General features: G+C 49.0%; 24 protein-coding genes. 8 read left to right on the top strand and 16 right to left on the bottom strand.

All coding sequences use genetic code 11. From position 1 onward, the window contains the following. Positions 1 to 6: 6 nt before the first annotated feature. Complete coding sequence (locus FS806_RS02155; RefSeq protein WP_144932712.1) at positions 7 to 1,023, bottom strand: HD domain-containing protein; 1,017 nt, start codon at positions 1,021 to 1,023, stop codon at positions 7 to 9. Positions 1,024 to 1,096: 73 nt separating this feature from the next. Next, a complete protein-coding gene (locus FS806_RS02150; protein ID WP_144932710.1) occupies positions 1,097 to 2,002 on the bottom strand; it encodes an AraC family transcriptional regulator in 906 nt (301 codons plus the stop codon). 240 nt (positions 2,003 to 2,242) lie between these two features. On the opposite strand from FS806_RS02150, the gene FS806_RS02145 reads away from it, so the two are divergent. Further along, positions 2,243 to 3,394, top strand: coding sequence for a Gfo/Idh/MocA family protein (locus FS806_RS02145; protein WP_144932708.1), 1,152 nt, complete (start codon positions 2,243 to 2,245; stop codon positions 3,392 to 3,394). A 178-nt stretch (positions 3,395 to 3,572) separates the two neighbouring features. Here the strand turns inward: FS806_RS02145 and FS806_RS02140 are convergent, their stop codons facing one another. Beyond that, positions 3,573 to 3,692, bottom strand: a complete 120-nt coding sequence (locus FS806_RS02140; protein ID WP_144932706.1) for a sporulation protein YjcZ — start codon at positions 3,690 to 3,692, stop codon at positions 3,573 to 3,575. Positions 3,693 to 3,969: 277 nt separating this feature from the next. On the opposite strand from FS806_RS02140, the gene FS806_RS02135 reads away from it, so the two are divergent. After that, positions 3,970 to 4,416, top strand: a complete 447-nt coding sequence (locus tag FS806_RS02135; protein ID WP_144932704.1) for a hypothetical protein — start codon at positions 3,970 to 3,972, stop codon at positions 4,414 to 4,416. A 138-nt stretch (positions 4,417 to 4,554) separates the two neighbouring features. On the opposite strand, the gene FS806_RS02130 is transcribed toward FS806_RS02135, so the two are convergent. Both FS806_RS02130 and FS806_RS02125 read right to left on the bottom strand, forming a co-directional pair. Continuing rightward, positions 4,555 to 5,262 (bottom strand): glycerophosphodiester phosphodiesterase, encoded by a 708-nt coding sequence (locus tag FS806_RS02130; protein ID WP_144932702.1) that lies wholly within the window; start codon positions 5,260 to 5,262, stop codon positions 4,555 to 4,557. A 5-nt stretch (positions 5,263 to 5,267) separates the two neighbouring features. Continuing rightward, on the bottom strand, positions 5,268 to 6,089 hold the full coding sequence (locus tag FS806_RS02125; RefSeq protein ID WP_144932700.1) for a Cof-type HAD-IIB family hydrolase: 822 nt from the start codon (positions 6,087 to 6,089) through the stop codon (positions 5,268 to 5,270). Between the two features lie 352 nt (positions 6,090 to 6,441). Between FS806_RS02125 and FS806_RS02120 the strand changes: the two genes are divergently transcribed. Continuing rightward, positions 6,442 to 7,203, top strand: coding sequence for a DeoR/GlpR family DNA-binding transcription regulator (locus tag FS806_RS02120; protein ID WP_144932698.1), 762 nt, complete (start codon positions 6,442 to 6,444; stop codon positions 7,201 to 7,203). A 17-nt stretch (positions 7,204 to 7,220) separates the two neighbouring features. On the opposite strand, the gene FS806_RS26030 is transcribed toward FS806_RS02120, so the two are convergent. The 4 genes from FS806_RS26030 to FS806_RS02105 form a co-directional block, all read right to left on the bottom strand. After that, positions 7,221 to 7,364 (bottom strand): hypothetical protein, encoded by a 144-nt coding sequence (locus FS806_RS26030; RefSeq protein WP_222126574.1) that lies wholly within the window; start codon positions 7,362 to 7,364, stop codon positions 7,221 to 7,223. Between the two features lie 42 nt (positions 7,365 to 7,406). Beyond that, complete coding sequence (locus FS806_RS02115; protein ID WP_144932696.1) at positions 7,407 to 8,240, bottom strand: carbohydrate ABC transporter permease; 834 nt, start codon at positions 8,238 to 8,240, stop codon at positions 7,407 to 7,409. 10 nt (positions 8,241 to 8,250) lie between these two features. Next, positions 8,251 to 9,186 carry a carbohydrate ABC transporter permease gene (locus FS806_RS02110; RefSeq protein WP_144932795.1) on the bottom strand — a complete coding sequence of 312 codons (936 nt, stop codon included), beginning with the start codon at positions 9,184 to 9,186 and terminating at the stop codon, positions 8,251 to 8,253. Between the two features lie 105 nt (positions 9,187 to 9,291). Then, positions 9,292 to 10,599, bottom strand: coding sequence for an ABC transporter substrate-binding protein (locus tag FS806_RS02105; protein WP_144932694.1), 1,308 nt, complete (start codon positions 10,597 to 10,599; stop codon positions 9,292 to 9,294). Between the two features lie 764 nt (positions 10,600 to 11,363). Here FS806_RS02105 and FS806_RS02100 point away from each other — a divergent pair. The 4 genes from FS806_RS02100 to FS806_RS02090 are packed head-to-tail and all read left to right on the top strand — an operon-like array spanning position 11,364 to position 15,118. Next, the gene (locus FS806_RS02100; RefSeq protein WP_144932692.1) at positions 11,364 to 12,458 is read left to right on the top strand and encodes a GerAB/ArcD/ProY family transporter; all 1,095 of its coding nucleotides are present in this window, start codon (positions 11,364 to 11,366) and stop codon (positions 12,456 to 12,458) included. Continuing rightward, entirely contained in the window at positions 12,455 to 12,991 is a 537-nt protein-coding gene (locus FS806_RS26515; protein WP_260981948.1) for a spore germination protein, read from the top strand. Before FS806_RS02100 ends, FS806_RS26515 begins: the two co-directional genes overlap by 4 nt. Further along, positions 12,900 to 13,964, top strand: a complete 1,065-nt coding sequence (locus FS806_RS02095) for a spore germination protein (protein ID WP_260981952.1) — start codon at positions 12,900 to 12,902, stop codon at positions 13,962 to 13,964. The genes FS806_RS26515 and FS806_RS02095 overlap by 92 nt, the downstream gene beginning before the upstream one ends. Beyond that, a complete protein-coding gene (locus tag FS806_RS02090) occupies positions 13,961 to 15,118 on the top strand; it encodes a Ger(x)C family spore germination protein (RefSeq protein ID WP_144932689.1) in 1,158 nt (385 codons plus the stop codon). Before FS806_RS02095 ends, FS806_RS02090 begins: the two co-directional genes overlap by 4 nt. 116 nt (positions 15,119 to 15,234) lie before the next feature. Here FS806_RS02090 and FS806_RS02085 read toward each other — a convergent pair whose 3' ends face one another. Together FS806_RS02085 and FS806_RS02080 are read right to left on the bottom strand one after the other, a co-directional pair. Further along, positions 15,235 to 16,659 (bottom strand): MBOAT family O-acyltransferase, encoded by a 1,425-nt coding sequence (locus tag FS806_RS02085; protein WP_144932687.1) that lies wholly within the window; start codon positions 16,657 to 16,659, stop codon positions 15,235 to 15,237. A 15-nt stretch (positions 16,660 to 16,674) separates the two neighbouring features. Next, positions 16,675 to 17,754, bottom strand: a complete 1,080-nt coding sequence (locus FS806_RS02080) for an SGNH/GDSL hydrolase family protein (RefSeq protein WP_144932686.1) — start codon at positions 17,752 to 17,754, stop codon at positions 16,675 to 16,677. Between the two features lie 210 nt (positions 17,755 to 17,964). Here FS806_RS02080 and FS806_RS02075 point away from each other — a divergent pair, with 210 nt between their 5' ends. Beyond that, entirely contained in the window at positions 17,965 to 18,369 is a 405-nt protein-coding gene (locus tag FS806_RS02075) for a hypothetical protein (RefSeq protein WP_144932684.1), read from the top strand. A 173-nt stretch (positions 18,370 to 18,542) separates the two neighbouring features. Here the strand turns inward: FS806_RS02075 and FS806_RS02070 are convergent, their stop codons facing one another. The 5 genes from FS806_RS02070 to FS806_RS02050 form a co-directional block, all read right to left on the bottom strand. Then, positions 18,543 to 18,974, bottom strand: coding sequence for an OsmC family protein (locus FS806_RS02070; RefSeq protein ID WP_225312687.1), 432 nt, complete (start codon positions 18,972 to 18,974; stop codon positions 18,543 to 18,545). A gap of 71 nt (positions 18,975 to 19,045) precedes the next feature. Next, complete coding sequence (locus FS806_RS02065; RefSeq protein WP_144932680.1) at positions 19,046 to 19,762, bottom strand: prolipoprotein diacylglyceryl transferase family protein; 717 nt, start codon at positions 19,760 to 19,762, stop codon at positions 19,046 to 19,048. A 13-nt stretch (positions 19,763 to 19,775) separates the two neighbouring features. Continuing rightward, positions 19,776 to 20,321 (bottom strand): TlpA family protein disulfide reductase, encoded by a 546-nt coding sequence (locus tag FS806_RS02060; RefSeq protein WP_144932678.1) that lies wholly within the window; start codon positions 20,319 to 20,321, stop codon positions 19,776 to 19,778. Positions 20,322 to 20,491: 170 nt separating this feature from the next. Then, positions 20,492 to 21,355, bottom strand: coding sequence for a M56 family metallopeptidase (locus FS806_RS02055; RefSeq protein ID WP_144932676.1), 864 nt, complete (start codon positions 21,353 to 21,355; stop codon positions 20,492 to 20,494). Beyond that, positions 21,352 to 21,780 (bottom strand): BlaI/MecI/CopY family transcriptional regulator, encoded by a 429-nt coding sequence (locus tag FS806_RS02050; RefSeq protein ID WP_370451772.1) that lies wholly within the window; start codon positions 21,778 to 21,780, stop codon positions 21,352 to 21,354. The genes FS806_RS02055 and FS806_RS02050 overlap by 4 nt, the downstream gene beginning before the upstream one ends. Between the last annotated feature and the right edge of the window lie 126 nt (positions 21,781 to 21,906).

The following is a 21,906-nucleotide window of genomic DNA, read 5'->3' as shown; positions in this document are numbered from 1 at the left end:
TAGCGCCTAGTCCTGCCAATAGACGTAGTACTTGCCCTTTCGATGCTGTACATCTTCTATCCTGCCGCGCGCCCGCTCCGAGATCTCGGTTATTTTCCGGCCTTGGACCATGGGGACGGACAAATATAATTTGTTCACCTCTACCTCCAAGGCATCAGCCGGGGCCTGATCCCGGTCCCGGGTAACCCTAAGCCGCCAGGATTCCAGCAGCAGTCTTCTTAACCGGCCACTCGTACCGGGATGCCTGAGCAGCTCCTGCTCCAGCATGGAGTCGGTCATTCCGATAAGCTGCCGTTTATCCGGACGGGCCTCCCTAATCCATTGGAAGACGATCTGCCGAAGCTCCGAATTTGCGGCAATGTTCGCAGGTGAGGTATGGAATTTGGCCTCTTCCACTATGAGGTCCACCATCAGCTCGGCTGCCTCCCTATCCGCCTGCACTCCATCGGGAGCAGGGAACAACCGGTCCAGCAGCTCATTCGGCTCAACGGGCAGATAGCCTCCCGCCTGCGCGCTGCGCGCCCAGGAATCCAGGTGGTCCAGGTGCAGAACTCCCGTAGAATTTCTTAGCAAACTCGGGACTTCTCCATGGACATAAGCCCAGATCTCCTCCGGATGGATTCCGTGCTCCTGCAAAATGCCGGATAATTCCTCTCCAAACAACATATCCCGGGTCCACTGGTGATGATCTATCCCTTCGATTCCTTCCAGCGAATGGCTGAACGGGCCGTGACCGATATCATGCAGCAGGGAAGCCGCCCTCAGCGTCCCGTTATCCGGACAGTAATGGGCAATTAAAGAGAACACGCCCAAAGTATGCTGCAAACGACTGAACGTATGATGCGTATTGATTCGTGAAGCTCCGCCGTGATGAACGTAATGCAGTCTTCTCAAGGCGGATGATTGCAAAATCCGCTTCTCCACAGGCAGCAGAGGTGTGGCGATCCGCCATAACGGCTCCCATAAAGTATCGGAGGCCGCATCGGTTCTGGCTATGTAATCTTGTTCATTTACGAGTACCATCGTATTCCCTCCCTGGAAGACATTAGAATGAATAGCGTCATGGTCAAAACGGTGAATCTCACTTTTATGGAGTTTATATTTTCCCTACGGGGACCCTGGCCTTGACGGATTTTGCATATTCCGTCGGACTCATGCCGGTCGTTTTCTTGAAGGCTTTGGAAAAATAATGAACGCTGCTGAAGCCGAGCCGGTCTGCAATTTCCGTAAAATTGGCCGATTCCTCGCGAATATACGATTTGGCACGATCTATTCTTAACTGCCCGAAGTATTCCATCAACGAGTAACCTGTTCTTCGCTTGAACAGCTCTTTCAGCTTCGTTTTGGACATATGCAGGGTTTCACTCATCTCGGCCAGGGACAGCTTGGAGCCCAATCTTCCTTCCAGGTAGGAGATGATGTCTCTCACCATCTGGGCTTCCTTGTTCTCTTTAGCCGTGGAAGATAAGGGGACCGGTACGGACTCCCCTGTGGTCCGCCTGGATTGTTCCTTGCGAAGGAGACGCAGCAGGAACGTTTCCAGATAGAGCTTGATCAGCTGTTCGGAACCGACGGGAGCATCGGCTCTTCGTTGAAGAGGAATCCGGAACGGGAAATGAAACGCATTCATTCCTTCCCGAACGATCTCAGCCAGCAAATTTCGCTCCTCGTCCCCAAGCCGGATAATTTTGTTCTCGAACATCTTCATCATATCCGAATGGCATTCAAAGCTCATAACGATCAAATTCGGCGCGACCACCCGGTTCGCATAGATGCTGTGGAATTCATTAGGCTTATGAAAAATAATCGAGCCCTGCTTTAGAAGATGCAGTGTTTCATCGGCCCTTACAGCTACTTCCCCTTTATCAATGTAAAGAAACTCCCAGAAATCATGTTCTTCACCGGGAAAAACGAAATCCTTGGCGAACTCGAAATAATATAAGGAAACGATCCGGTCAATGACGACGGACTGATGCAGGACCGTTCTCGGGTATTGCTTCATGGTGATGCACGCTCCACATAGCTGTTTAGTATTACTGTACCTTTCCATCATACATGAACTGGAGATTTAAGGAAACCGCCCATACGAATTATACGACGACGGCAGGGTCATCGGGAAGAAATGTCCGACATGGCGCAAAAGTACAAATAAACGGGCTTTCAGAACAAAGAAAACTCGGAAGGTTCGTCTTATAATGAAGCCATTATCTTATATCGCATTAATTATCGGAGGGACATAAGTATGAAGCTTGGCGTCATTGGTTACGGAGCAAGAATCTCGCATGTGATTGATGAAATCATCCGGCAGGACCCTTCCTGCCGAATAGCTGCCATTACGGACATTCGCAAGGATAAGGTCAGACAGGAGCATCAGAAGTTACAGGATGTAACCTTCTATGATTCTGCGGAACAGATGCTGGATAGCGAGAAGCTGGACGGCGTCCTGATCGGAACCCGCTGTTCCCTGCATACGGAATTAGCCTTGAAGGTGCTGCCAACGGGGCTCCCTCTGTTTCTCGAGAAGCCGGTTGCCACAACCCTCGAGGATTTGCACAGGCTGCAGGAAGGCTATCGCGCCTCCCGTTCGCAAGTCGTCGTCTCCTTCCCGTTGAGAGTAACGACGATTGTACAGAAAGTGAAGGAAATCATCGATTCCGGCCAATTAGGCACGATCGAACATGCTCAGGCGATCAACAATGTGCCTTACGGCGGTGTCTATTATCATAACTGGTACCGGGATGAGGCGGAGACAGGCGGATTATTTCTGCAGAAAGCAACGCATGATTTCGACTATATCACCTATCTGCTGCAAAACCAGCCGGAAAGCATTGCTGCCATGACCTCGAAACAAATCTTTAAGGGCTCGAAGCCGGCCGGGCTGCAGTGTGCCGATTGCGAAGAAAACCGCACCTGTCCGGAAAGCACCGCATTCCGCTCCGATCTGCCGGATACCTGGAAGTATTGCTGTTTCGCCGAGGATACCGGAAATGAGGATTCCGGAAGCGCACTCATTCGCTTCAAATCCGGCATGCATCTCTCCTACTCCCAGAATTTCTTCGTGCGTAATGAGGCGGGGGCGCGCGGGGCACGCTTTATGGGCTTCAAGGGAACCGTAGAATTTGATTTCTATACCAAACAAGTAAAAGTGATGATGCATCATGAAGATACGGTTAAAACTTATGAGATTAACCCGGCCGAAGGTCATTTTGGCGGTGACACGGTGCTCGCCCGCAACTTTATCGATGTGATGCGCGGGCAGGCAGAATCGGTCAGCACCCTGGATGACGGACTGCTGAGCGCCCTAATGTGCTTGAAAGCCAAGCAATCCGCTGAAACGGGAACCTTCCAAGCGATCGACTGGATACCTGTCAGAGCAGCAGTAGCCCAGCCGTAAACAACTGGATGGAAGATCCCGTCCGGACTTACTCCTTCGCAGTTATTAGCCGTCCTCTAAGTTCCTTCCGCTGGAGGACGCCCATATCCAGCCTGTCCGTTGACAGGCATGTAAAAGGGCAGGCGCCTAATAAGCGCCTGCCTGTTACGTAAGCGTACCATTGTCGAAGTCAGAAGACTTAGATCCAAGCGCGGCTGACAATAACCAAAAGGATGAAAAGAACTAAGATGACTCCTGTGCTGGTAAACAATCCTCCGACTCCACAGCTAAAACCTGCTCCTCCAACAAATCCACCCATAGTTGAGTCCTCCTTTCTTCGCCAACTAATGACATTATATGACCCTCCCCCAGCCGTGGTCTGGACTAATCGGCAAATGACAAATAGTCATCCGCCCGTTTTTGCGGCGATTACCCCCTTGCCATGGAATTCGGATCTATACCTCCATGTCGGCATTTTCAGTTCGTTATATACGGCAGTCTTCCAGACCGACGGCTTTATCCCCGGCAAGCATGTTTTTCTATTCTGCGGGAATAATGAAAGAAGCTGGAAATTACACATGGAGGTTATTTTAGCCATGAAAGTACAAGAACTCAGGGATCGGGTGGAAGAGCTATCCGAGCAAAATCAAACAGTTCTTAATGAAATTGATCAACTCAAGAAGCTGATCCGTGAAGGCCTTTCCCAGCAAGGCGATAAAGGCCAATCCAATCCCCAATCAAGCAGTCAACGGGGCGGCGGGGCTTCCGGTGGACAACAACAATCAGCCGCTCCCAAGGGAAGCTCCTCCGGCTCCGGACAGGTATCCAATTTGGCCAACGAGCTAATGCAAATCAAAGATATGATAACCCATCTGGAGACGAAAACAAGCCAATATGTATCCAATCAAAGCGGAGGAAGTCTGAAGGAGCAGGATGTCGTTAATCTTGTGCTGACCTTGATGGATGGGATGATCGATTGGACCGCAGATTTCGTACAAAATAACAGTCAAAGCAATGCCTCGGGAAATTCTCCGTCCGGTTGACGGCCCTTAATCTCCAGTTAGGAGGTGTACGACAATAAAGCCGTCTCCTGACTCTATGGCAGGAACACAGCTATATTTTTAACCGCCGGCATGCTGGAACCGATGGACGAGTCTATCGATTTGAAGGAACCGGTAAGCTTATGGAACGGGATGGCCGCTGACCTCCGCCCACCTGCTCAATTCATTGGTACATACGAGCAGAGACGGATAACGGCTGATCATCCGCATGTGCTCCTCGTCATCTACTGTCCAGGCGATCAATTGAATCTCGTTCTGTTCACACTCCCGGATAAATTCCGGTGTTAGATAGCGGTAGCCTACAGCCAAATAACGAAGATTCCGTTCCTTCATCAGAGGGAAGAAAGCCGGTGAAGCCCCGTGGTTAATCCAGCCTAGCCCCACTTCGGAATGCAGCTCCCGCATTCTTAGGACAGAGTAATGATCGAAGGATGTGAAGAAAACCTGCTCCTCCATTCCCAGCTTCCGAACCACTTCAAGCGAAGCCTCCTCCAAACCGGGATAATATCGGCCTAGCTGCTTCAACTCGATATTGACGATAATCCGGTCTTTCAACAGGGTTAGCGCTTCTTCCAGCGTTGGAAGCTCCTCCTGGCCGATTCGCAGCTTCTTCAGCTCTGCCAAGGTTAAATCCTTGATTCGGCCCGAGCCGTCCGTTGTGCGGTCGACAGACAGATCGTGACAGATGACCGGAACTCCGTCCCTGCTCAGCTGCACATCAAGCTCCAGATGAGAATAAGAATGGTTCACCGCCGCTTCGAAGGCGGACAAAGTATTTTCGGGAAAGCGCACCGGATCTCCCCTATGGGCCACTCCGCGTATTGTCATTCTCTTCACTCCTTGCCGCTTCTCATTCTTTTAGTACAGAAGGTTTCGATAGCTTCCACGACCCCATCGCCGCAGCTGCCGGAGCACACATAGTCCGCTCTCGACTTCAGCTCCGGATGGCTGTTCGCCACTGCCACTCCGATCCCGGCATACTCCAGCATGTCCAGATCGTTCATCTGATTGCCGATCGCCATCACTTCGGAGCGATCAATGCCGAGAAGGCCCAACAACGTCTGCAAGGCTCTTCCTTTACTCTGATTGGCCGGAAGCACTTCAAAAAAATCATCCTCCGATTGAACCGTAGAATAAGCTTCCTGTAATTCGGACGGCTGATTCTCCCACAAGCTTCTTATTTTCCCCATGCTGCCAATGACCAATATCTTCTGCACCATGCTTTCTACCCATGCAGAGGACTCCAGATCCGCTTGCCGGCAATGGACATTCTCTCTCTCTTCGAAACGGGCTACGTCCTCCGTCCTGCGAACGGTGCCCATGCCCGTCTCCTGAAATAAAATGACAGACAGACCTTGACGATCGGCTTCCAGCAGAAAAGGAATCAGTTCCTTGACCGCCAAGGTCGCTTGCTGCCACACCTTATGCCGGTCGGCAATCACGGAGCCGTTGCATAAAATCATGGGGAGAGTGAGATTCAACTGCTCGATCGTCTGACGCGCAGATATAGCGGTCCTTCCCGTTGCTATCGTAAACAAGCCGCCGGCTGCCGTAAACGAATTCACTGCACGCAATACCGATTCGGTCACGCGATGTTCCTCCGACAGCAGTGTTCCATCCAAATCGCTGACTATCAATTTGATTGTCTTGTCCATCCAATGCCCTTCCTTCCAAACTTCAGCCAGATATTCAACACCGCTTTCCGGCGGCCTCCTGCTGAAAAGATAATTATGAAATGATGAATTCAATCCCCTCAAGCTGTTTCAATCGGGGGTAACTTCATTCTCACACCACTTTCAGTTTTTGTCAACGTTTTCTTGTCTTTTGCTTTCGTTTTATTTTGTATATCAACGTTTTACCGTTATATTCATTTGATAATTTACATATATATTGGCAATCTGTATTCCGTTCATTGTTCTTTATTGTTGTTTCAACAAACTTTTTATTGTATGGAGAAAATGGCTTTGCTATAATTTATTTAAAATGAAACCTAGGAGCTGTGCTAAGATGCTGGCACCCCAAAGAAGAAATCAAATCATGCAAATATTGAACGAGAACAAACAGATTTTGGTTAAGGAAATATCACAAATCCTCAATGTATCGGAAGGTACGCTGCGCAATGACTTGAAAATATTGGAGGAAGACGGCCTGCTTGAACGGACCCACGGAGGGGCTGTGCTTCCCCAGCCGCCAACGTATGAAAATACATTTCATTCGCGCAGCCAAATCAATCAGCCGGAGAAGATGAAGATCGGCCGGGCGGCAGCCGAGCTGGTACAGAATGGGCAGTGTATTATTCTGGATGCCAGCTCTACCTCTCTGGAGCTGGCCAAGCATTTGTTTAATCACGAATATTTAACCGTTGTCACTAACGGCTTGGCAACTGCCCAGGAATTAACCAAAAATCCGCGAATCAATGTTATCGTCGTTGGCGGTGTACTCCGTCCCGGCTCCAGCTCATTGGAAGGATTGCTTGGCAAAGGGCTTCTCGGGCAAATTCATGCGGATGTTTTCTTCACTTCCGCCCAAGGGTTCACCTTGAATGAAGGACTGACCGATTTCAGCGTCTACGAAGCGGATTTGAAGAGACATATTGTTGCCAACGTTGGCCAGGTCGTTGCACTGCTTGATCATACCAAGCTGAATCGCCGATCGATCGCTACCTTCGCAGAGCTGCGGCAAATCGATACATTGGTGACGGATGATCAGGCTGACCCTGAATTCTTGCGTTCACTGGATGGAGTCCGCGTAGTGGTTGCAGGTCCTTAATACCGCCCTTGTATGCTTTACGCCCGAAGATATCCCGCCTGGTTCGGGATAGCCCTCGGGCGTTTATTCCGTCTAAAAGTTGGTCCCGGGGATCCGCATCCGGACAATGCCAACAGCGAAACCCCGAGCACGACGGCACTGAATTTATTAACTGCTTTCATTCCTTACCTCCAGCTTTGGGATGATCTTCCGACACCGATAAACTACTTGAACGTAGAATTAGCCATGGCGCTAACGATATGTTTCTGAGCGAATACAAACAGCATAACGATAGGAGCAATGGCAACTACACTTGCCGCCATCACCAGGTGAAAGCTCATCATTTCCTGCCCGGGGAAAGAATCCTTAAGCATTGCAATGCCTACCGTCAGTACGCGCATGTTATCGGAATTGGTCATGATGAGCGGCCAGAAGTAGGAATTCCAGCTCCCGATAACCTTCAAAATAATAATCGTGATCACTGTCGGCAGAGCCATCGGGACCAGAATCAGATAGATGATCCGGAACCGCCCCGCCCCATCCACCTTCGCCGCTTCTATCACATCATTATTGATCGATTTGAACGCCTGACGCATCAGAAAGATGCTGTACGCCGATACCCCATGAGGGATGATTAGTGCCAGGAAGGTGTTCAGCCATCCAAGTTGAGACATCATAACATAGACGGGAACAAAGGTAACTTGTTCAGGGACCATTAACGCGGCCAGAACGAGAATAAACCATTTGTCCCTTCCCCAGAACTGCCCCTTGGAGAAAGCATATGCCGCCAGCAGCCCCAGATTCAGCTGCAAAACCACCAATCCGACGGTTTGAATCAGCGTGTTCAGGGCATATCGGGTGAACGGCGCCGCATGGAAAATATCGCGATAATTCGTCCAGGCAAATTTCTTCGGCCAGAATGTCGGCACCGCCGAGCTCAGCTCGGCCGGAGTTTTAAACGATGTGATCAGCAGCCAATATAATGGAAAGAACATTATTAAAGTGACAAGAATAGCCGTAACGAGTCTCGTCGGTCTCCAAAGCAACCTAGCTGTCATCGTATCCCACCTAACCTTCGTAGTGAACCTTTTTCCTGGAAAGCACAAACTGCAATATCGTCAATGTAATCAGGATCAGGAAGAAAATAATGACCAACGCGGACGATCTGCCTGCCCTGAAATCATGGAAAGCCATCTGATAAATCCAATAAACCATCACTTTGGTTGACTCCAATGGTCCCCCTCCGGTCATCACATCGACCGACTGGAATACCTGCATCGACGAGATAAACTGCGTGACAAGCAGAAACAACAGGGTTGGAGAAAGCAATGGAATGGTAATCGATTTAAACTGCTGCCAGCGGCCGGCTCCATCGATACTGGATGCCTCGTAATATTCGTTCGGAATACTGCGCAGCCCGGCGATAAAGATCAGCATGGTGAAGCCGACGCTTTTCCATATTGCTACCATTATTAATGCCCACAGGGCATTGGTTGTGCTATCCAGCCAGCGAACCGGTTCCATTCCGATGGCTTGCAGAAGCTGGTTCATAATTCCATATTGGTTGTTAAGAATCCATATGAAGACCATGGAAGCAATGACCATGGATATATAATGAGGCATGAAAATAAACATCCGCAAAAATCCAAACAATCTGGACTGGACATTAAACAGCATGGCCAGCAGCAGCCCGATAGCCAGGGTAAGTACAACATCCAGAATCGTATACGTGAACGTAATCTTCAGCACATGATAGAACCGCTCATCGGTCAGCAGTTTTTCATAGTTTTGAAATCCGATGAATTTTTTGACGGGCTTCACTAAATTCCAATCCGTAAAACTGATATAGACCGAGAACAGCAAAGGATAGTAGGTAAACGCAGCCAGTAAGACAAGTGCGGGCAGAGCAAACGAGAAGTCCTTAAGCTTTTGGATGGTCTGAAATTTTATCCTCTTCCCGGCTTTAAGCGGAGTTCGCTGCCGGAGAGTCTTCTCTGTATCCATATCATCCCTCATTTCTATAGAACACGCATCCGTTTTTCCGTATTCCATGTGGTCCTTCCTATTGGAACAGACACGGGGGAGATCGCTCCCCCGCACCTGCAACGATTAATAATCATCAAGCACTTCATTCATCTTCTGGGCGGCCTCTTTAAATGCAGCTTCCACATCCATATTTTCCAGAATGATCTTCCCAAGAGCCTCGGTTAGATTGGTGATCGCTTCGGGATAAGGCGGATACTGCGGACGTGCCACTACATTGTCGATATTATCCAGAATAGCTTTGTACTGCGGACGCTTCTCGAAATAATCCTTGCCCTCCTGCGAATTGATCGCCGATTTGCGTGTCGGCAAATATCCGGAATAATCCGCCCAGCGAATATTGTACTCGGAGGATGTCATGAATTGGACAAACTTCCATGCCGCTTCCTTCTGATTGTCCGGGGCCATATCCATAATCGCTATCCCGGCGCCGCCAATTTGTGAAATGTGATTTTCGTCCCCAGGCGGGAAGGAAACCCCGATTTCGAAGCCGGCATTTTCGATATACCATTTCAATTGTCCCGACGTATGATGAACCATGCCGATCTTGCCATCGAAGAACATCTGCCTCATATCGGCGGATGCCCCTTTACCATAGCCCATTTGCATGTACCCTTTATCCATCCACTCTTTGAACTTTTTAATGAACTTCAAGCTCTTCTCCTGATCCAGACCGGATTTGTGATCTTCGGTCAGAGGCGTCCCGCCGCCGTTGCGCATCCACGTCTCGGAGTACCATACATCCCAGCCCGGCACAGCAAAAGCATATCTCGTTACATTATTGCCTTCCTTCTGCGATACCTTCTGGGCGAACGGCTCGATCTCATCCCAGGTCTGCGGAGGAGTAACCCCTAATTGATCAAACATCGTCTTGTTGTATATAAAAACATTGGAGCTTACGATCAGCGGAAAACCGTACTGCTTACCTTCATAGGAATAAGCCTTAAACATCCCTTGAGCGAAATCTTCCGTATCCAGCTTATCCCGTTTAATGTACGGGTTCAGGTCCATGAAGATTCCCCCGTCCCCGAACGTCGGCAGGGAAGCGACCTCTACATTAGTGACGGCTGGAACATCCTTGGCTGCCACAGCGGCCATAAGCTTCTTGTGCAGATCTCCATAAGCACCTTGATACACCGGCTCTACGGTTATCCATGGATATTTCTCCTGGAACTCTTTAATCATAAAATTGAGGCCCTCCATCTGATTATCCGCATGGGCATGCCAATATTGGATGGTTACCGGTGTCCGATCCTCCTCGGCCGGAGGAGCGGCCGGCGCTTCACCCTCCTCCTTCCCGGAAGAACAACCGATAAGGCTAGTTGCCGCCAGTGCTGCTACCGTCATGGTCTGCAATACTTTTTTCATCTTCATAACGATTCCCCTCTCTCTTATTTCCTGTCATGACTGTTCATATCTTGCACATCCCAATGGCCGTTTCCGTAAACAAACCTCGATAGGTGCGGAATGACTACCTTTCATTTGGATGCGCTTACAACACACTATGGTTTACTATGAAGCCGTTCCACTCTAAGCCGAAATAACGAAAGGAAACGAAATTTAACAACATTAAACGAAAACAAATACAGCCTAATTCATTGACTATTCTTACATCCAAACCGCTATTTGTCAATGTTTTATTTTGATTTTTGTAGTCGTTTATTGTCGTATATTGATATTTCGTTTTACATCTACTGATACCACCTTCCGTTTCCTTTGGTTTTATTGCTCGTTGTTAGCAGAACGCCTACCCTCTTTGGGAAATGACTACCTTCATAGCTTAGCTGACGAATGTTAACGGGACATAATCGACCTGCTAACTTTTTGTAAAGACGACAAAAAAGACCGTAAGAAAACCGCCAAGAAACAGACGAAAGCTATGGCTTCGCGTACTGTTCCAAAGGTTTTCTCACCGTCTCCACCTTTGTCGATATTTTGTTGTTTGTGTGGAAATAACCGAATTTTTAAATCCGAATGCTTGAAATTTGATCATGGAATATTGCTTTATATTTCATCCTATGCTCAAAATTTGAGCTTATGCATTTCTTGCGAACATGTTGTTCATCCGTTTTTTGTATGATTTGTTAATCATCGGCTCACAATGTATATACTGGCTTATTTACGAGGAGGGCTCGGGATTGAACGTAAACAAAACCATCAGCGTATTCCAGGCTCTTACCATCATCATTTTGGCTGTCGGTTTTTCCAACCACGTCACCATCATCCCACTGCTTTTGCATGTCGGAATGCGCGACTCCTGGGTCAGTGTTCTGCTTACGTATCTTCTGTCCAACCTTTGGCTGCTCCTTCCCTACTACATTGCCAAAACGACCGGCCAACAGTCATTATTCGACTGGCTGAGGCAGCAGTACGGCAAGTGGGCAGCCCGCTTTCTGATCTGGCCGGCGGCAATATATGTTTTATTCATCGCCGCATTGACGATCCGGGAAACGACGAAATGGGTAAGCATCACCTATTTGCCCCGAACTCCCGGCACAGTTGTAGCAGGCAGCTTGATCCTCCTATGCTTGTTCATTGCCGGCTCCGGAATCCGTCCAATCGCAATAACAACCGGCATTCTTCTTCCATTGGTCTGGCTGCTCGGCTATTTCGTTATGTCCGCCAATTTCCAGTACAAGGACTATTCCAAGATCTTCCCGATATTTACCGACGGGCTGGAGCCCGTCTTGAATGCTATGGTCTATGCGGGCGGGGGATTTATTGAAATCATCATCCTGCTGTTGTTTAAACATAACATAGAGAAGCCTATCCGACTGCTTTACTGGTTTATCCTGGCTTTTATTCTGGCGGGCCTGACCATGGGTCCCCTGATTGGTTCCATGGCCACTTATGGACCGGTGGAATCCGCTAACCAAAGATATCCCGCCTTCGAGCAATGGCGGCTGGTGACTATCGGCAAATATATAGCCCACGTAGACTTCCTGGCCTTGTTCCAGTGGCTTTCAGGGGCATTTATACGTATATCTCTTGCGATATATATCCTGCTGGATTTTTGTAAGCCCGATAGCCGGTTGTTGAAACGATTCATTCTCTTCATACTGCTCTTCATATTACTGGGAATCGCCGTCGCCCCTATAAGCGACATGAACTTCATAAACTGGATCAAAACCAGGTACTATCCCTACAGCTTCTTTGCCGTGCTCGCTTATTCCATCTTGCTTTCGCTGCTTGTGTTTGCTAAATCGCATCTGAAGAGGAGGAAGCCGAGTTGAATTTTTACCGTTATTTCCGACAACAGCTCCTGGGAAAATCAAAAGGAAAGGAACGAAACCGGACCGGCTGGCTCCCGAAACAATGGAATGAACAGGCCATCCGGATGCTGTTCGGCTCCAGCGCGGACATTACGATTCAAGTCTACCGGTTCGGCTGCCGTCAACAGATCAAAACGGTGATCGTATATTGTGAGGGAATGGCCAATATACAGCAGGTTAACGAGTTTGTACTCCCTCAGCTTAATCGCATGCTGGCCAGCTCCGAGCGCCTCGAGGATTCCTTCGTATCCAATCCGTTGCTGCAATTAAACGAAATCAAGGCGGCAGAGGATTTGCTTCATCACTTATTCGATGGAAATATGATCATCGTGTTCGAAGAGCAGGAGAAGCTTTATTTCGTCGATGTTGCCGACTCCGGAGGAATCAAATACGGAAGTTTCGATCAAAGGGCCGAGGGACGGCTTTACCGAGGATCTCTCCACCAATATCGCCCTGATTCGCAAACGGCTCAAGACCCCTTCGCTGCATCATGAGCAATTCCGCCTGGGCAGGAGAAGCCATACGAAGGTATCTTTGCTGTACCTATACGATGTAGCCCGTCCGGATGTCGTGGATGAGGTTCGGACCCGGCTTAACAAAATTGAAGTGGATGGTCTGCTCAGCAATGAACAATTGGAGGAAGCACTGTCGGATTACAGTCATTCCTTGTTCCCGTTATTCGATTATATCGGCAGGCCGGACCATGTCGCGGCCGGTCTGTTAAGAGGCCGTTTCGTCATTCTGATAGACGGCTCGCCTATGGCCATTATTGCCCCTATCAACCTGACCACGCTTCTGAAAACACCGGAAGATATGCATCTTCCATTCTACTATGTTGCACTCGAAAGGTTTTTCCGTCTGATCGGAATCAGCATTTCCATCTTTCTTCCCGGATTTTGGGTTGCTTTGACAGCCTACGATATAGACCAGCTTCCTTTCCACCTATTGGCTACCGTCAGCAACTCCAGAATCGGGCTGCCGCTTTCTTCTCCCATGGAAGCGTTCCTGATGATCGGATTATTTGAAATATTCCGCGAGGCCGGGGTCCGGCTGCCTAAGGCGGTAGGCCAAACGGTGACGGTCATTGGCGGGCTCATTGTCGGGGATGCGGCGATCCGGGCGGGAATTACTTCTCCAACGATGCTGTTCGTCTGTGCCGTTACAGCCGTTGCCACGTTTACGCTGGTCAATCAATCCCTGAGCGGCAGCGTTAGCGTCATTAGAATATTTGTGCTCATCTGCACCTCGATACTCGGAATGTACGGCTTTTTCATTTCCATGTTTGTTATCATAACGTATTTGTCCAGACTGGAATCCTTCGGGCTGCCCTATTTGGCACCTATTTCCCCATTATCCCCGCGCGATGTGTTATCGGGGATGCTGATCAAACCGCGGGACCATATCGATCACCGGCCTAAAATGCTCCATACCCTGGATACGACCCGCAAGAAGGGGGACTCTCCTTGAATAGGAAGCTGCTCATCTGCTTGCTTATGCTCACCCTCTTATCCGGCTGCTGGGACATTAAAGATATGCAAATCGTTAATTACGCCGTTTCCGTCGGACTGGATTATAAAGACGGCAAATATCTGATCTATGCACAGATGATTGAATTCACCTCGATAGCGAGACAGGAATCGGGCAAGCAGAGCAATCCTCCCCAGCAATGGGTTGGCAAAGGAGAAGGGGAGACCATTAATCAGGCAATCAATGATTTGCTGGATACGGCGCAGCAAAGAACATACTGGAGCCATGCCACCAATATCATTATGACCAAACGATTGCTCGAACAAGGGGTGGACCATATCGAGGATACGCTGTTTAGGTTTTGGGAGATGCGTTATACTCCCTGGATTTATGGGACAGAGGAGGAAATAGAGGATGTCTATACGACTCCCGGTTTTTTTAATCTTCCCTCACTGGCTACAATTCTTAACGAACCGATCGAGCTTTATAAACAGAAATCATACATCGCTCCGATGCAGTATTTCCGTTTCGTTTCTCTATTGCGCGAGCCCGATCAGACTATACTGCTGCCATCCATCTCCATCAATAAGGAGCAATGGCATAAAAACAACAAGGTCGACAAAAAACTTGAAATGAACGGAGTATATGCCCTGCAAAATTACGAGCTTAAAGGCTTTTTCGATAAAAACCGTCTAGCCGGGTTAAGGTGGTTGGAATCCAGAACGGAAAGAACGCCCCTCGTCATCCGCAAGGAAGGAAAATCCCAAGCGGTGCTTTCCATGAACAAGCCTGAAATTGATATCAAGCCGCACGTTGACAAACAAGGACCCGTCTATTCCATTCATGTGAAAATAACCGGGGACATAATCGAGCTTACCAGGGCCATGCCGGAATCAAAGCTTGTTGAAGAGGCGCAGCGGCATATTCGAGGGGAAATCATGACGACCTACAGGAACGGGCTGGAGAAGAAGGCAGACCTCTTTTCACTGCAGCATGTCCTTTATCGCAAGCATTATGGCCGATGGAGAAAGCTTCAGGCCGACCGTCCATTTCAGCTTAAGGAGGACTCCATTCAAGCAATTGAAGTCGAAGTCAAACTAAAGCATTCGGGAATGCTGAGAGATTCGATCAGGACACAGCCGGCGGTAAAATGAGAAAACCGGCAAAGGCCGTCAGTACAGTCTTTGCCAGTTGGATACGGGAAGATTCCGGTTTAACAGGCAGCACTCGGTACACGTTATCGCACCCCGCTGCCCTTCTCCCCTCCATACTAAAATTGAAAATAGATGAACGTATTCTGCTCTGTTCGTAACAGCAATGCTAACACGGCAATCACGAGCGTATAAACGACGGCGCGAACCGGCGCAGGAAAACGGTTATGCCAAGCCTTGGACCATTTGGCCGCATTGGCGAACAGATAATATTCCACAATATGCAGCAAATATAAGACGGCAACGAGGAGCAGGTACTTGTGTAATTCCTTCGGGAACAGGAAGGCTTCCGGAGTAAGCATGCGGGACAGCAGCGAGATGGCGTTCTGAAATCCGTCCACCCGGAAGAATATCCAGCCGATACATGTAAGATGAAAGAACACAATGACTGCAAACACGTGATAGATTTTGCTGGAATCGAGCTTGGCCAGTCCCAGCCGTTCCTTGCCTTTGCTGTACAGCTTATGGCCGATCAACAGCGCTCCGTGAAACATTCCCCAGATCACGAACGTCCAGGCGGCACCGTGCCAGATCCCGGAAATCGTCATGGCAAGGAACAAATTAATGTATTGTCTCACCTTGCCGTTCCTGGATCCGCCTAATGGAATATAGATATAATCCCGGATGAACGTGGATAAGGTGATGTGCCAGCGCCGCCAGAATTCCGTTGCATTCGAGCTCAGGTATGGAGTCTGGAAGTTGTTAATCAATTTAATTCCGAAGAAATAGCCGATCCCTACAGCCATTTCACTATAAGCCGCAAAGTCGAAAAAGATTTGAAACGCGAACAAATAAATGGCAACCCAGCCTTCGGCCCCGGTAAGCTCGGCCGTTCTGGCAAAGAAAGAGTCCGCATAACCGGATATATAGTCAGCCAGAACGATTTTCTTAAACAGCCCGAGTCCGAGGAAGGCGGCTCCTATTCTCATATTGCGACGGTCAAAGCGGATGGAGCGAATGCCCTCGATTTGCGGCAGCAGCTCCTGTCCCCGCATGATCGGACCGGCGATCAGATTGGCGAAGAAAGCGATGAATACCCAGAAGTCGAGCAGGGTGCGGCTCGGCTTGATCTTTCCTTTATAAATATCGACGACATAAGCAATCATCTGAAAGGTATAGAAGGAAATCCCGATAGGCAGCACAATTGTTAGCCAGAAAGAATCCTCGGTCAGCAGCTTCACGGACAGGAACTGCTCCATGCTGCGGATAAGAAACACCGTATATTTAAAGAAAACGAGATTTAAAATATTGACGACAAGTGCAATGGCCAGAATTAATTTGGCATACTTTCCGCGCAGCATTTTGGAGCAGTAATAGGTAAAGATGGATACCGCAATAAAGACAAATAAATGGCCGATACCCGCCACCCCGTAGAAGATTACGTTGGCGACGGAAAGCAAGAAGATCCGCCGGTTCGGCAGCAAATAATATAGAAACATCGTTATGATCATCAAGACCATAAATTCCGGAGTATGGAAAAGCATGTATCTGATCTCCCTTTATTTAGTGTAAGCTTCCCACAACAGGCCGCTCAGCGCTTCATGGCCTTCGGGCGTGAAGTGAGTATGGTCTGTAAACAAAGCATCGTCTATTTTCCCTTCCAGATTAATGTATTTAAACGGAGTGCTTTCCATCATTCGATCAATCCTGGCTATGTTCTGCCGATATCCTTCCTTGTTCACATAAGCTTCCATCAGCGTCTGATTGACGCCGTTAAAAACCACCATTGTGTTGGTGCCTTGTTGGTGCTTGATAATCTGGTTGAGGAAGAATACATCCGGACTGGCATCCGACAAGTCGAACGGCTTGTCCGTATAGCTGTTCACAATCTCATCCGATTTCAGATACTGCTCCAGCCCTTCCTTCTGGTGCCAAGGACGGGGATCACCAAGAGCATCATCCGGGATGGGAAGCCCCTTAGCACGCGTGTACGTATGCTTGACGGATTTAATAATAAAATCTTTATAACGGAACAACGACATACTCGGAAGCACATCTTCATGGAGCCAATGCTTATATTTCTCATAAAGCCCTTCCGGGACGCTGTAGCCGGTCGATTCAAGCTGCGGACGAATATGCGCGAATGTGTCGGGATCCAGCTTCCTGAGTTCATCCTTCAGCCAGAATACAGCGGGAGGCCAAGGGTTCCGCTCTACAAATGAAGCATAGCGAATATTGAAGATGACCCGCTCGGTCGATATGTTATGCTTATCCAGCATCAACAGCATCGTATAGATGTCTCCCAATTGCATAGCCGGCATCGATAGATTATAGATGGCCGGCGCTTCTTCTCCCATTGTTTCGCGAGCCAATCTCTCCATATAAACATTTACGGGTTGATCCGAGTTACCGGGACTTCCATAAATAATTGAATCTCCCAGCAGAATGATATAATTATCGGATTTGCTGCGGGAGATTTGCCGTTTGATCTTGTCCAGCGCCGCATCGATGTCATGCAAATTGCTCTTCGTCAGTTCGTAATCTATCCGGTTATGATAGACTTCATGATCCGGCACCAGCAAGGGGACCGCGAGTTGCAGAATAATCAAATACAAGATGACATACTTAAGTGCTTTCATGAGTAAATTTCACCTATTCCTTCATATTAAATATGGTAGATGATATTCTACCATAGAGGCCAAAAAAAGACAGGAATCCAACTAATTATACCTATTAAGACATAAGCTGTACAAGCAAAAAAAGAAAAGAATCGGGAACGGCGCATAATTTTGTCGGAGGGCTCCAAACTATAGGTAAAGGAAATGAATAACAATAAAGGTGGAATTATAATGTCTCAATCGGTAACCCGAATTCAGGAGCTGCTGGACGCTTGCCAACAAATTCTGGACCATATGGAGCTTCCCTCCTCCTCCCAATTTCAGGTAGAGGAGCTGCGCCATCTGATCAACAGCGAAAGAGAAGAGCTGACACACTATTCCGATGAACACGATACAGCTATCCATCTGAACTCCTTAAGGAACAGCGTGGAAAAGATGGAGCAGTTAAATGAGCAATTAATCGCTTATGCGGAACAGCGTTATAGCTATGCCTCCGGTGGAGCAGCGATGAGCTTTGAAGCACAGCCGTTGGAGGATCAGCTTCACCAGGAAGAAGCCTACCATGGCAAAATCGACTATAAAAGCTGCCTGAAGCTTAAGGAAAATCTGGAGAAAATTCATCAAGAACTTGGATGACTGAACCTGGATAAAAATTCGAGGCGTCCGATAGGGTTCCAAAGCGCTTAAGCCCGCCGGGACTATGACGTTTACCGGCGGGCTTCATAAATGATATGGGATATATAAGAGACTAGGACCTGTAACATTTGGCAGGAGCTGTGACGAAAATAGACTCCTTGCCCAAGGCTCCGTTAGGACTGTCCGGCGGGGGGCTCCTCCTTCCCGTTCAACAGCAGTCGGCTCGCCACCTTCGAGTTGAGGGAATGGGCAACCGAACAATATTTCTGCTCACTTAAGCGGATTGCCCTCCATATTTTGTCCGGCTTGATATCGCCGTCAACGTGAAAAGTCAGATGAATTTCCACAAATCTGCGCGGAGGCTCTTCGGCGCGGATCCCCGCAGCTTCTATTTCCAACCGGTCCGGAGCGAGCCTCATCTTCTCCAATATCATCGTCACATCAATCCCCATGCAGCCTGTAAGCCCCATCAAGACCAGCTCCATGGGCGAACTGCCGGCATTCTCACCGCCCACATCCGGCACGGCATCCATCATCACTTCGTGATTTCTGGAGGACAAGCTCTTGAATTTCCTCTTGCCCTGCCATTCTGTACGGATTTTCATTTCAATAACACCCCTTTACGTTTTCCGCCAAGCTCATCTGAGTCCATCATCCTCTAGTCTTCCCATGCCTGTCAAGAAGTCTTCTCTTTACTCTGAGGGAAAGCCAAAACACCTGCCAGGGCCATTCCTGTGGCGAGTAGCTGCTCCGCAGTCAAGCCTGCCCACAGCGGGTCATTCACCCGGAAGAAGGAGCCTGCAAGCAGCGCAATCCCATAGAAGGTTAGAAAGTGGGAGAATAGCTTGCCGCTGCCGAGCCGGCCTCCTTTCCGCCACATCCAGATATAAGAAGGGAGAAGAATGAGAACGATATAAAGATTAACCGGATGATATCGATAATTCGAATATCCGACGGCTATTCCCCAAGGCCATTCCGTCGCTTTCCCGTACTGCCAAATAAACAAATAATAGACGACCGCAATAAGCCCCGCCCAATAAGCCATCGTATCAAGCAGGAAAGGCCGGTCTATCCCCCGTTTTCTCCTCGCGGCCTCCAGATAAACCAGCGCCAGCCCTAAACCCAGCCATAGACCCATGCCGGAGCCGTTAACAAACAGCAGGCTTGCCGGATTGGTCCATAGGACGGAAGGGTTGAAAATCGCCGGACTGAGCTTCCATGTCAGCAGTATAATCAGAATGGCGTTTCCGATCAGATCTGGAAGCTCGCGCCCCTTATCCCCGACCTTATTCAATTTCCAGCGGACGAGCAAATATCCGGCTATGGCGGCAAGCGCGAGCAGCAGCCAGCTGGTACGGATCATCAACGGACCCGCCTGAAGCACTTCCGGCATACAGCCGCCTCCTTTACTTCGATTTGATCATTTGTTTCACTTTTTTCTCCAGTGTGCCAGGATCGACCAAGCCGAGAACCTTGTCCACTATGACCCCGTTGCGGTTGACGAAGAAGGTTGTCGGATAGGCTTGTACCTCGAATAGATCAATCACTTTATGTTTCGAATCGTCATCGAGCAGAACAGGGAAATCGAATTCGTGCCTTTCGGCAAATTCGCGAGCATTCTTTTCCTTGTCCAAGGTGGTGGCATTGACCGCATATATTTCAATCTCATCCCGGTATTTGTCATACAGCTTCACCAGCTCGGGAGCTTCCAGTTCGCAAGGACCGCACCAGGAAGCCCAGAAATTGATGATGGCCGGCTTCGTTTCCTCGGCCAGAGAATACATTTCGCCGTCCATACCTTTCAATTGGAAGATTGGTGCCTTGAAGCCTACAAGGGGCTGCACCTCCAGATCTGCGGCAGACTGCTTGTTCTGACCGTCGCTCCCATTCTGATAAACCGCAAGACCGATCAGAAAGGCAATCATAATTATGATCCAAGCTTGTTTTTTCATTGCACCGTCTCCTTTCCATCTTAGCTGCCTTCAATTTGCCGCGGATGACTGAACAGCTCAAGGCAAGTATCCATTGCATGCACCCCGTCCTCTGCACACAAGCTTGCAGCGTTTGTCAATAGTATTCGCACTACATACAATAGTGTAAATTATATGGTGAAAGGACGGGCTTATACACACCCGCCCAGAATCAACAGCAAATAGGGGGAAATGACGAGCATGAGGAACGAAACAAGCACTGCGGGAAAGCGGACGGCGGGGGCTTCTACCTTGCCGCCGGGTTCTATGATCTGCTCGATCCGGTAATTGATGGCCGTGTCGGCGAAGGATACTCCGATACCTCGCGGAGCTGGGGCCGCGCGCTTCGTCATTTTCAACAGCACATTTCCAAGCTCATAAGGCGTATTCATCTGCTGGATGACAAACCGGTCCGCCAGCAGCTCTTTCATGACCCGATAATAATGTGCGAGCCCGCGGATAAGCGGTATGTATCCGAAGGCATCCCGGCAGATCGTGACCACGAGCATCTTCAACGGGTCCCGCCTCATACAGTGATGTCTTTCATGCAGCAGAACCGCTTCCATTTCCCTGTCGGAAAGCATATTCAGCAAACCCGTCGACACAAAGATCCGCGGCTTGATAAGTCCTGCAGCCAGAGCAAACAAAGAGTCGTCACGAATCACTCTAATTGGAACGCCCCAATGGCTGTATCGCCGTTCAAGCATCATCGAGGCCTCGTGATCCGTCCGGGCTCTGAAATGTGCACCCCATTTGCATGAAAGATAGAACTGTGTCGCCATCCGCAGCGCTATTCTGCCGAACGTCACGAAGATCAGCAAGTTAACCGCGGCCGATATCAGAAAAAAGATAAAGGGCGCTTCCTTAAAGGTAATCAGACAGAGCTTAAGTAAATTCCATCGCCCTTCAGCCCCCGAAAACTGCTGGACAGCATGGAGCCCCATCTGTAAGAGCAGAAGCAAGGACGCCGAACCGACAATAACAAAAGCCATTTTCGTCTTCAAGCTGCCGTTCACGTCTCGTTCCTTCTTCTCATCTCATGCAATTTTTGCTCCAGACGTTCAATCAATTCGGGGTCGGCTTGATCCAGAGAATCGATTAAATGATTGACGACGAGCGGTCCGAAATCGGTTATTAATCCGTTAGCCAGTTCCTTGGTCTGTTCACTCAGAAATTGCTCCTTCGTCTGAACGGCGGCATAATAGGAAACTTCTCCACGGGACCTCTTGGCCAGCCGATTCAAGTGGCCTTTCTCACACAGTCGGTTCATCACCGTCATAACCGCATTGAACGAAATGGGGGCTTCCTTGCAAAGCATTTCCTGAACCTCTTTAATGCTGGCCCTCCCCGTTTGCCAAACCCGCTCCATAATTCTCGCTTCCAGCGGGCCAAAAAAACGGTTGAGCCCTTCCTCGTTCATATTATACTTGTCTACTTTCAGTTTTGATCACCCCTAACACTATGCATTGTAGTATAGTTGGCAATCCGCTGTCAATGAATGAAGAAGCAATTCAGCGGCCGGGATTATAAAGGAAAACCGCCAGGCATGGGGTTCTCCCGCCTGACG

The organism is Paenibacillus sp. 32O-W, assembly GCF_007679495.1.
GTDB classification, from domain to species: Bacteria; Bacillota; Bacilli; order Paenibacillales; family NBRC-103111; genus Paenibacillus_L; species Paenibacillus_L residui.
Note: the sequence above shows the minus strand (reverse complement) of the source record. Positions and strands in the feature narration are given on the sequence as shown.

What these genes read in the sequence shown, in the direction of transcription:
- FS806_RS02155 (WP_144932712.1), bottom strand. Translation starts at nt 1,023, where the DNA reads ATGGTACTCGTAAATGAACAAGATTACATAGCCAGAACCGATGCGGCC.
- FS806_RS02150 (WP_144932710.1), bottom strand. Translation starts at nt 2,002, where the DNA reads ATGAAGCAATACCCGAGAACGGTCCTGCATCAGTCCGTCGTCATTGAC.
- FS806_RS02145 (WP_144932708.1), top strand. Translation starts at nt 2,243, where the DNA reads ATGAAGCTTGGCGTCATTGGTTACGGAGCAAGAATCTCGCATGTGATT.
- FS806_RS02140 (WP_144932706.1), bottom strand. Translation starts at nt 3,692, where the DNA reads ATGGGTGGATTTGTTGGAGGAGCAGGTTTTAGCTGTGGAGTCGGAGGA.
- FS806_RS02135 (WP_144932704.1), top strand. Translation starts at nt 3,970, where the DNA reads ATGAAAGTACAAGAACTCAGGGATCGGGTGGAAGAGCTATCCGAGCAA.
- FS806_RS02130 (WP_144932702.1), bottom strand. Translation starts at nt 5,262, where the DNA reads ATGACAATACGCGGAGTGGCCCATAGGGGAGATCCGGTGCGCTTTCCC.
- FS806_RS02125 (WP_144932700.1), bottom strand. Translation starts at nt 6,089, where the DNA reads ATGGACAAGACAATCAAATTGATAGTCAGCGATTTGGATGGAACACTG.
- FS806_RS02120 (WP_144932698.1), top strand. Translation starts at nt 6,442, where the DNA reads ATGCTGGCACCCCAAAGAAGAAATCAAATCATGCAAATATTGAACGAG.
- FS806_RS26030 (WP_222126574.1), bottom strand. Translation starts at nt 7,364, where the DNA reads ATGAAAGCAGTTAATAAATTCAGTGCCGTCGTGCTCGGGGTTTCGCTG.
- FS806_RS02115 (WP_144932696.1), bottom strand. Translation starts at nt 8,240, where the DNA reads ATGACAGCTAGGTTGCTTTGGAGACCGACGAGACTCGTTACGGCTATT.
- FS806_RS02110 (WP_144932795.1), bottom strand. Translation starts at nt 9,186, where the DNA reads ATGGATACAGAGAAGACTCTCCGGCAGCGAACTCCGCTTAAAGCCGGG.
- FS806_RS02105 (WP_144932694.1), bottom strand. Translation starts at nt 10,599, where the DNA reads ATGAAGATGAAAAAAGTATTGCAGACCATGACGGTAGCAGCACTGGCG.
- FS806_RS02085 (WP_144932687.1), bottom strand. Translation starts at nt 16,659, where the DNA reads ATGCTTTTCCATACTCCGGAATTTATGGTCTTGATGATCATAACGATG.
- FS806_RS02080 (WP_144932686.1), bottom strand. Translation starts at nt 17,754, where the DNA reads ATGAAAGCACTTAAGTATGTCATCTTGTATTTGATTATTCTGCAACTC.
- FS806_RS02075 (WP_144932684.1), top strand. Translation starts at nt 17,965, where the DNA reads ATGTCTCAATCGGTAACCCGAATTCAGGAGCTGCTGGACGCTTGCCAA.
- FS806_RS02070 (WP_225312687.1), bottom strand. Translation starts at nt 18,974, where the DNA reads ATGAAAATCCGTACAGAATGGCAGGGCAAGAGGAAATTCAAGAGCTTG.
- FS806_RS02065 (WP_144932680.1), bottom strand. Translation starts at nt 19,762, where the DNA reads ATGCCGGAAGTGCTTCAGGCGGGTCCGTTGATGATCCGTACCAGCTGG.
- FS806_RS02060 (WP_144932678.1), bottom strand. Translation starts at nt 20,321, where the DNA reads ATGAAAAAACAAGCTTGGATCATAATTATGATTGCCTTTCTGATCGGT.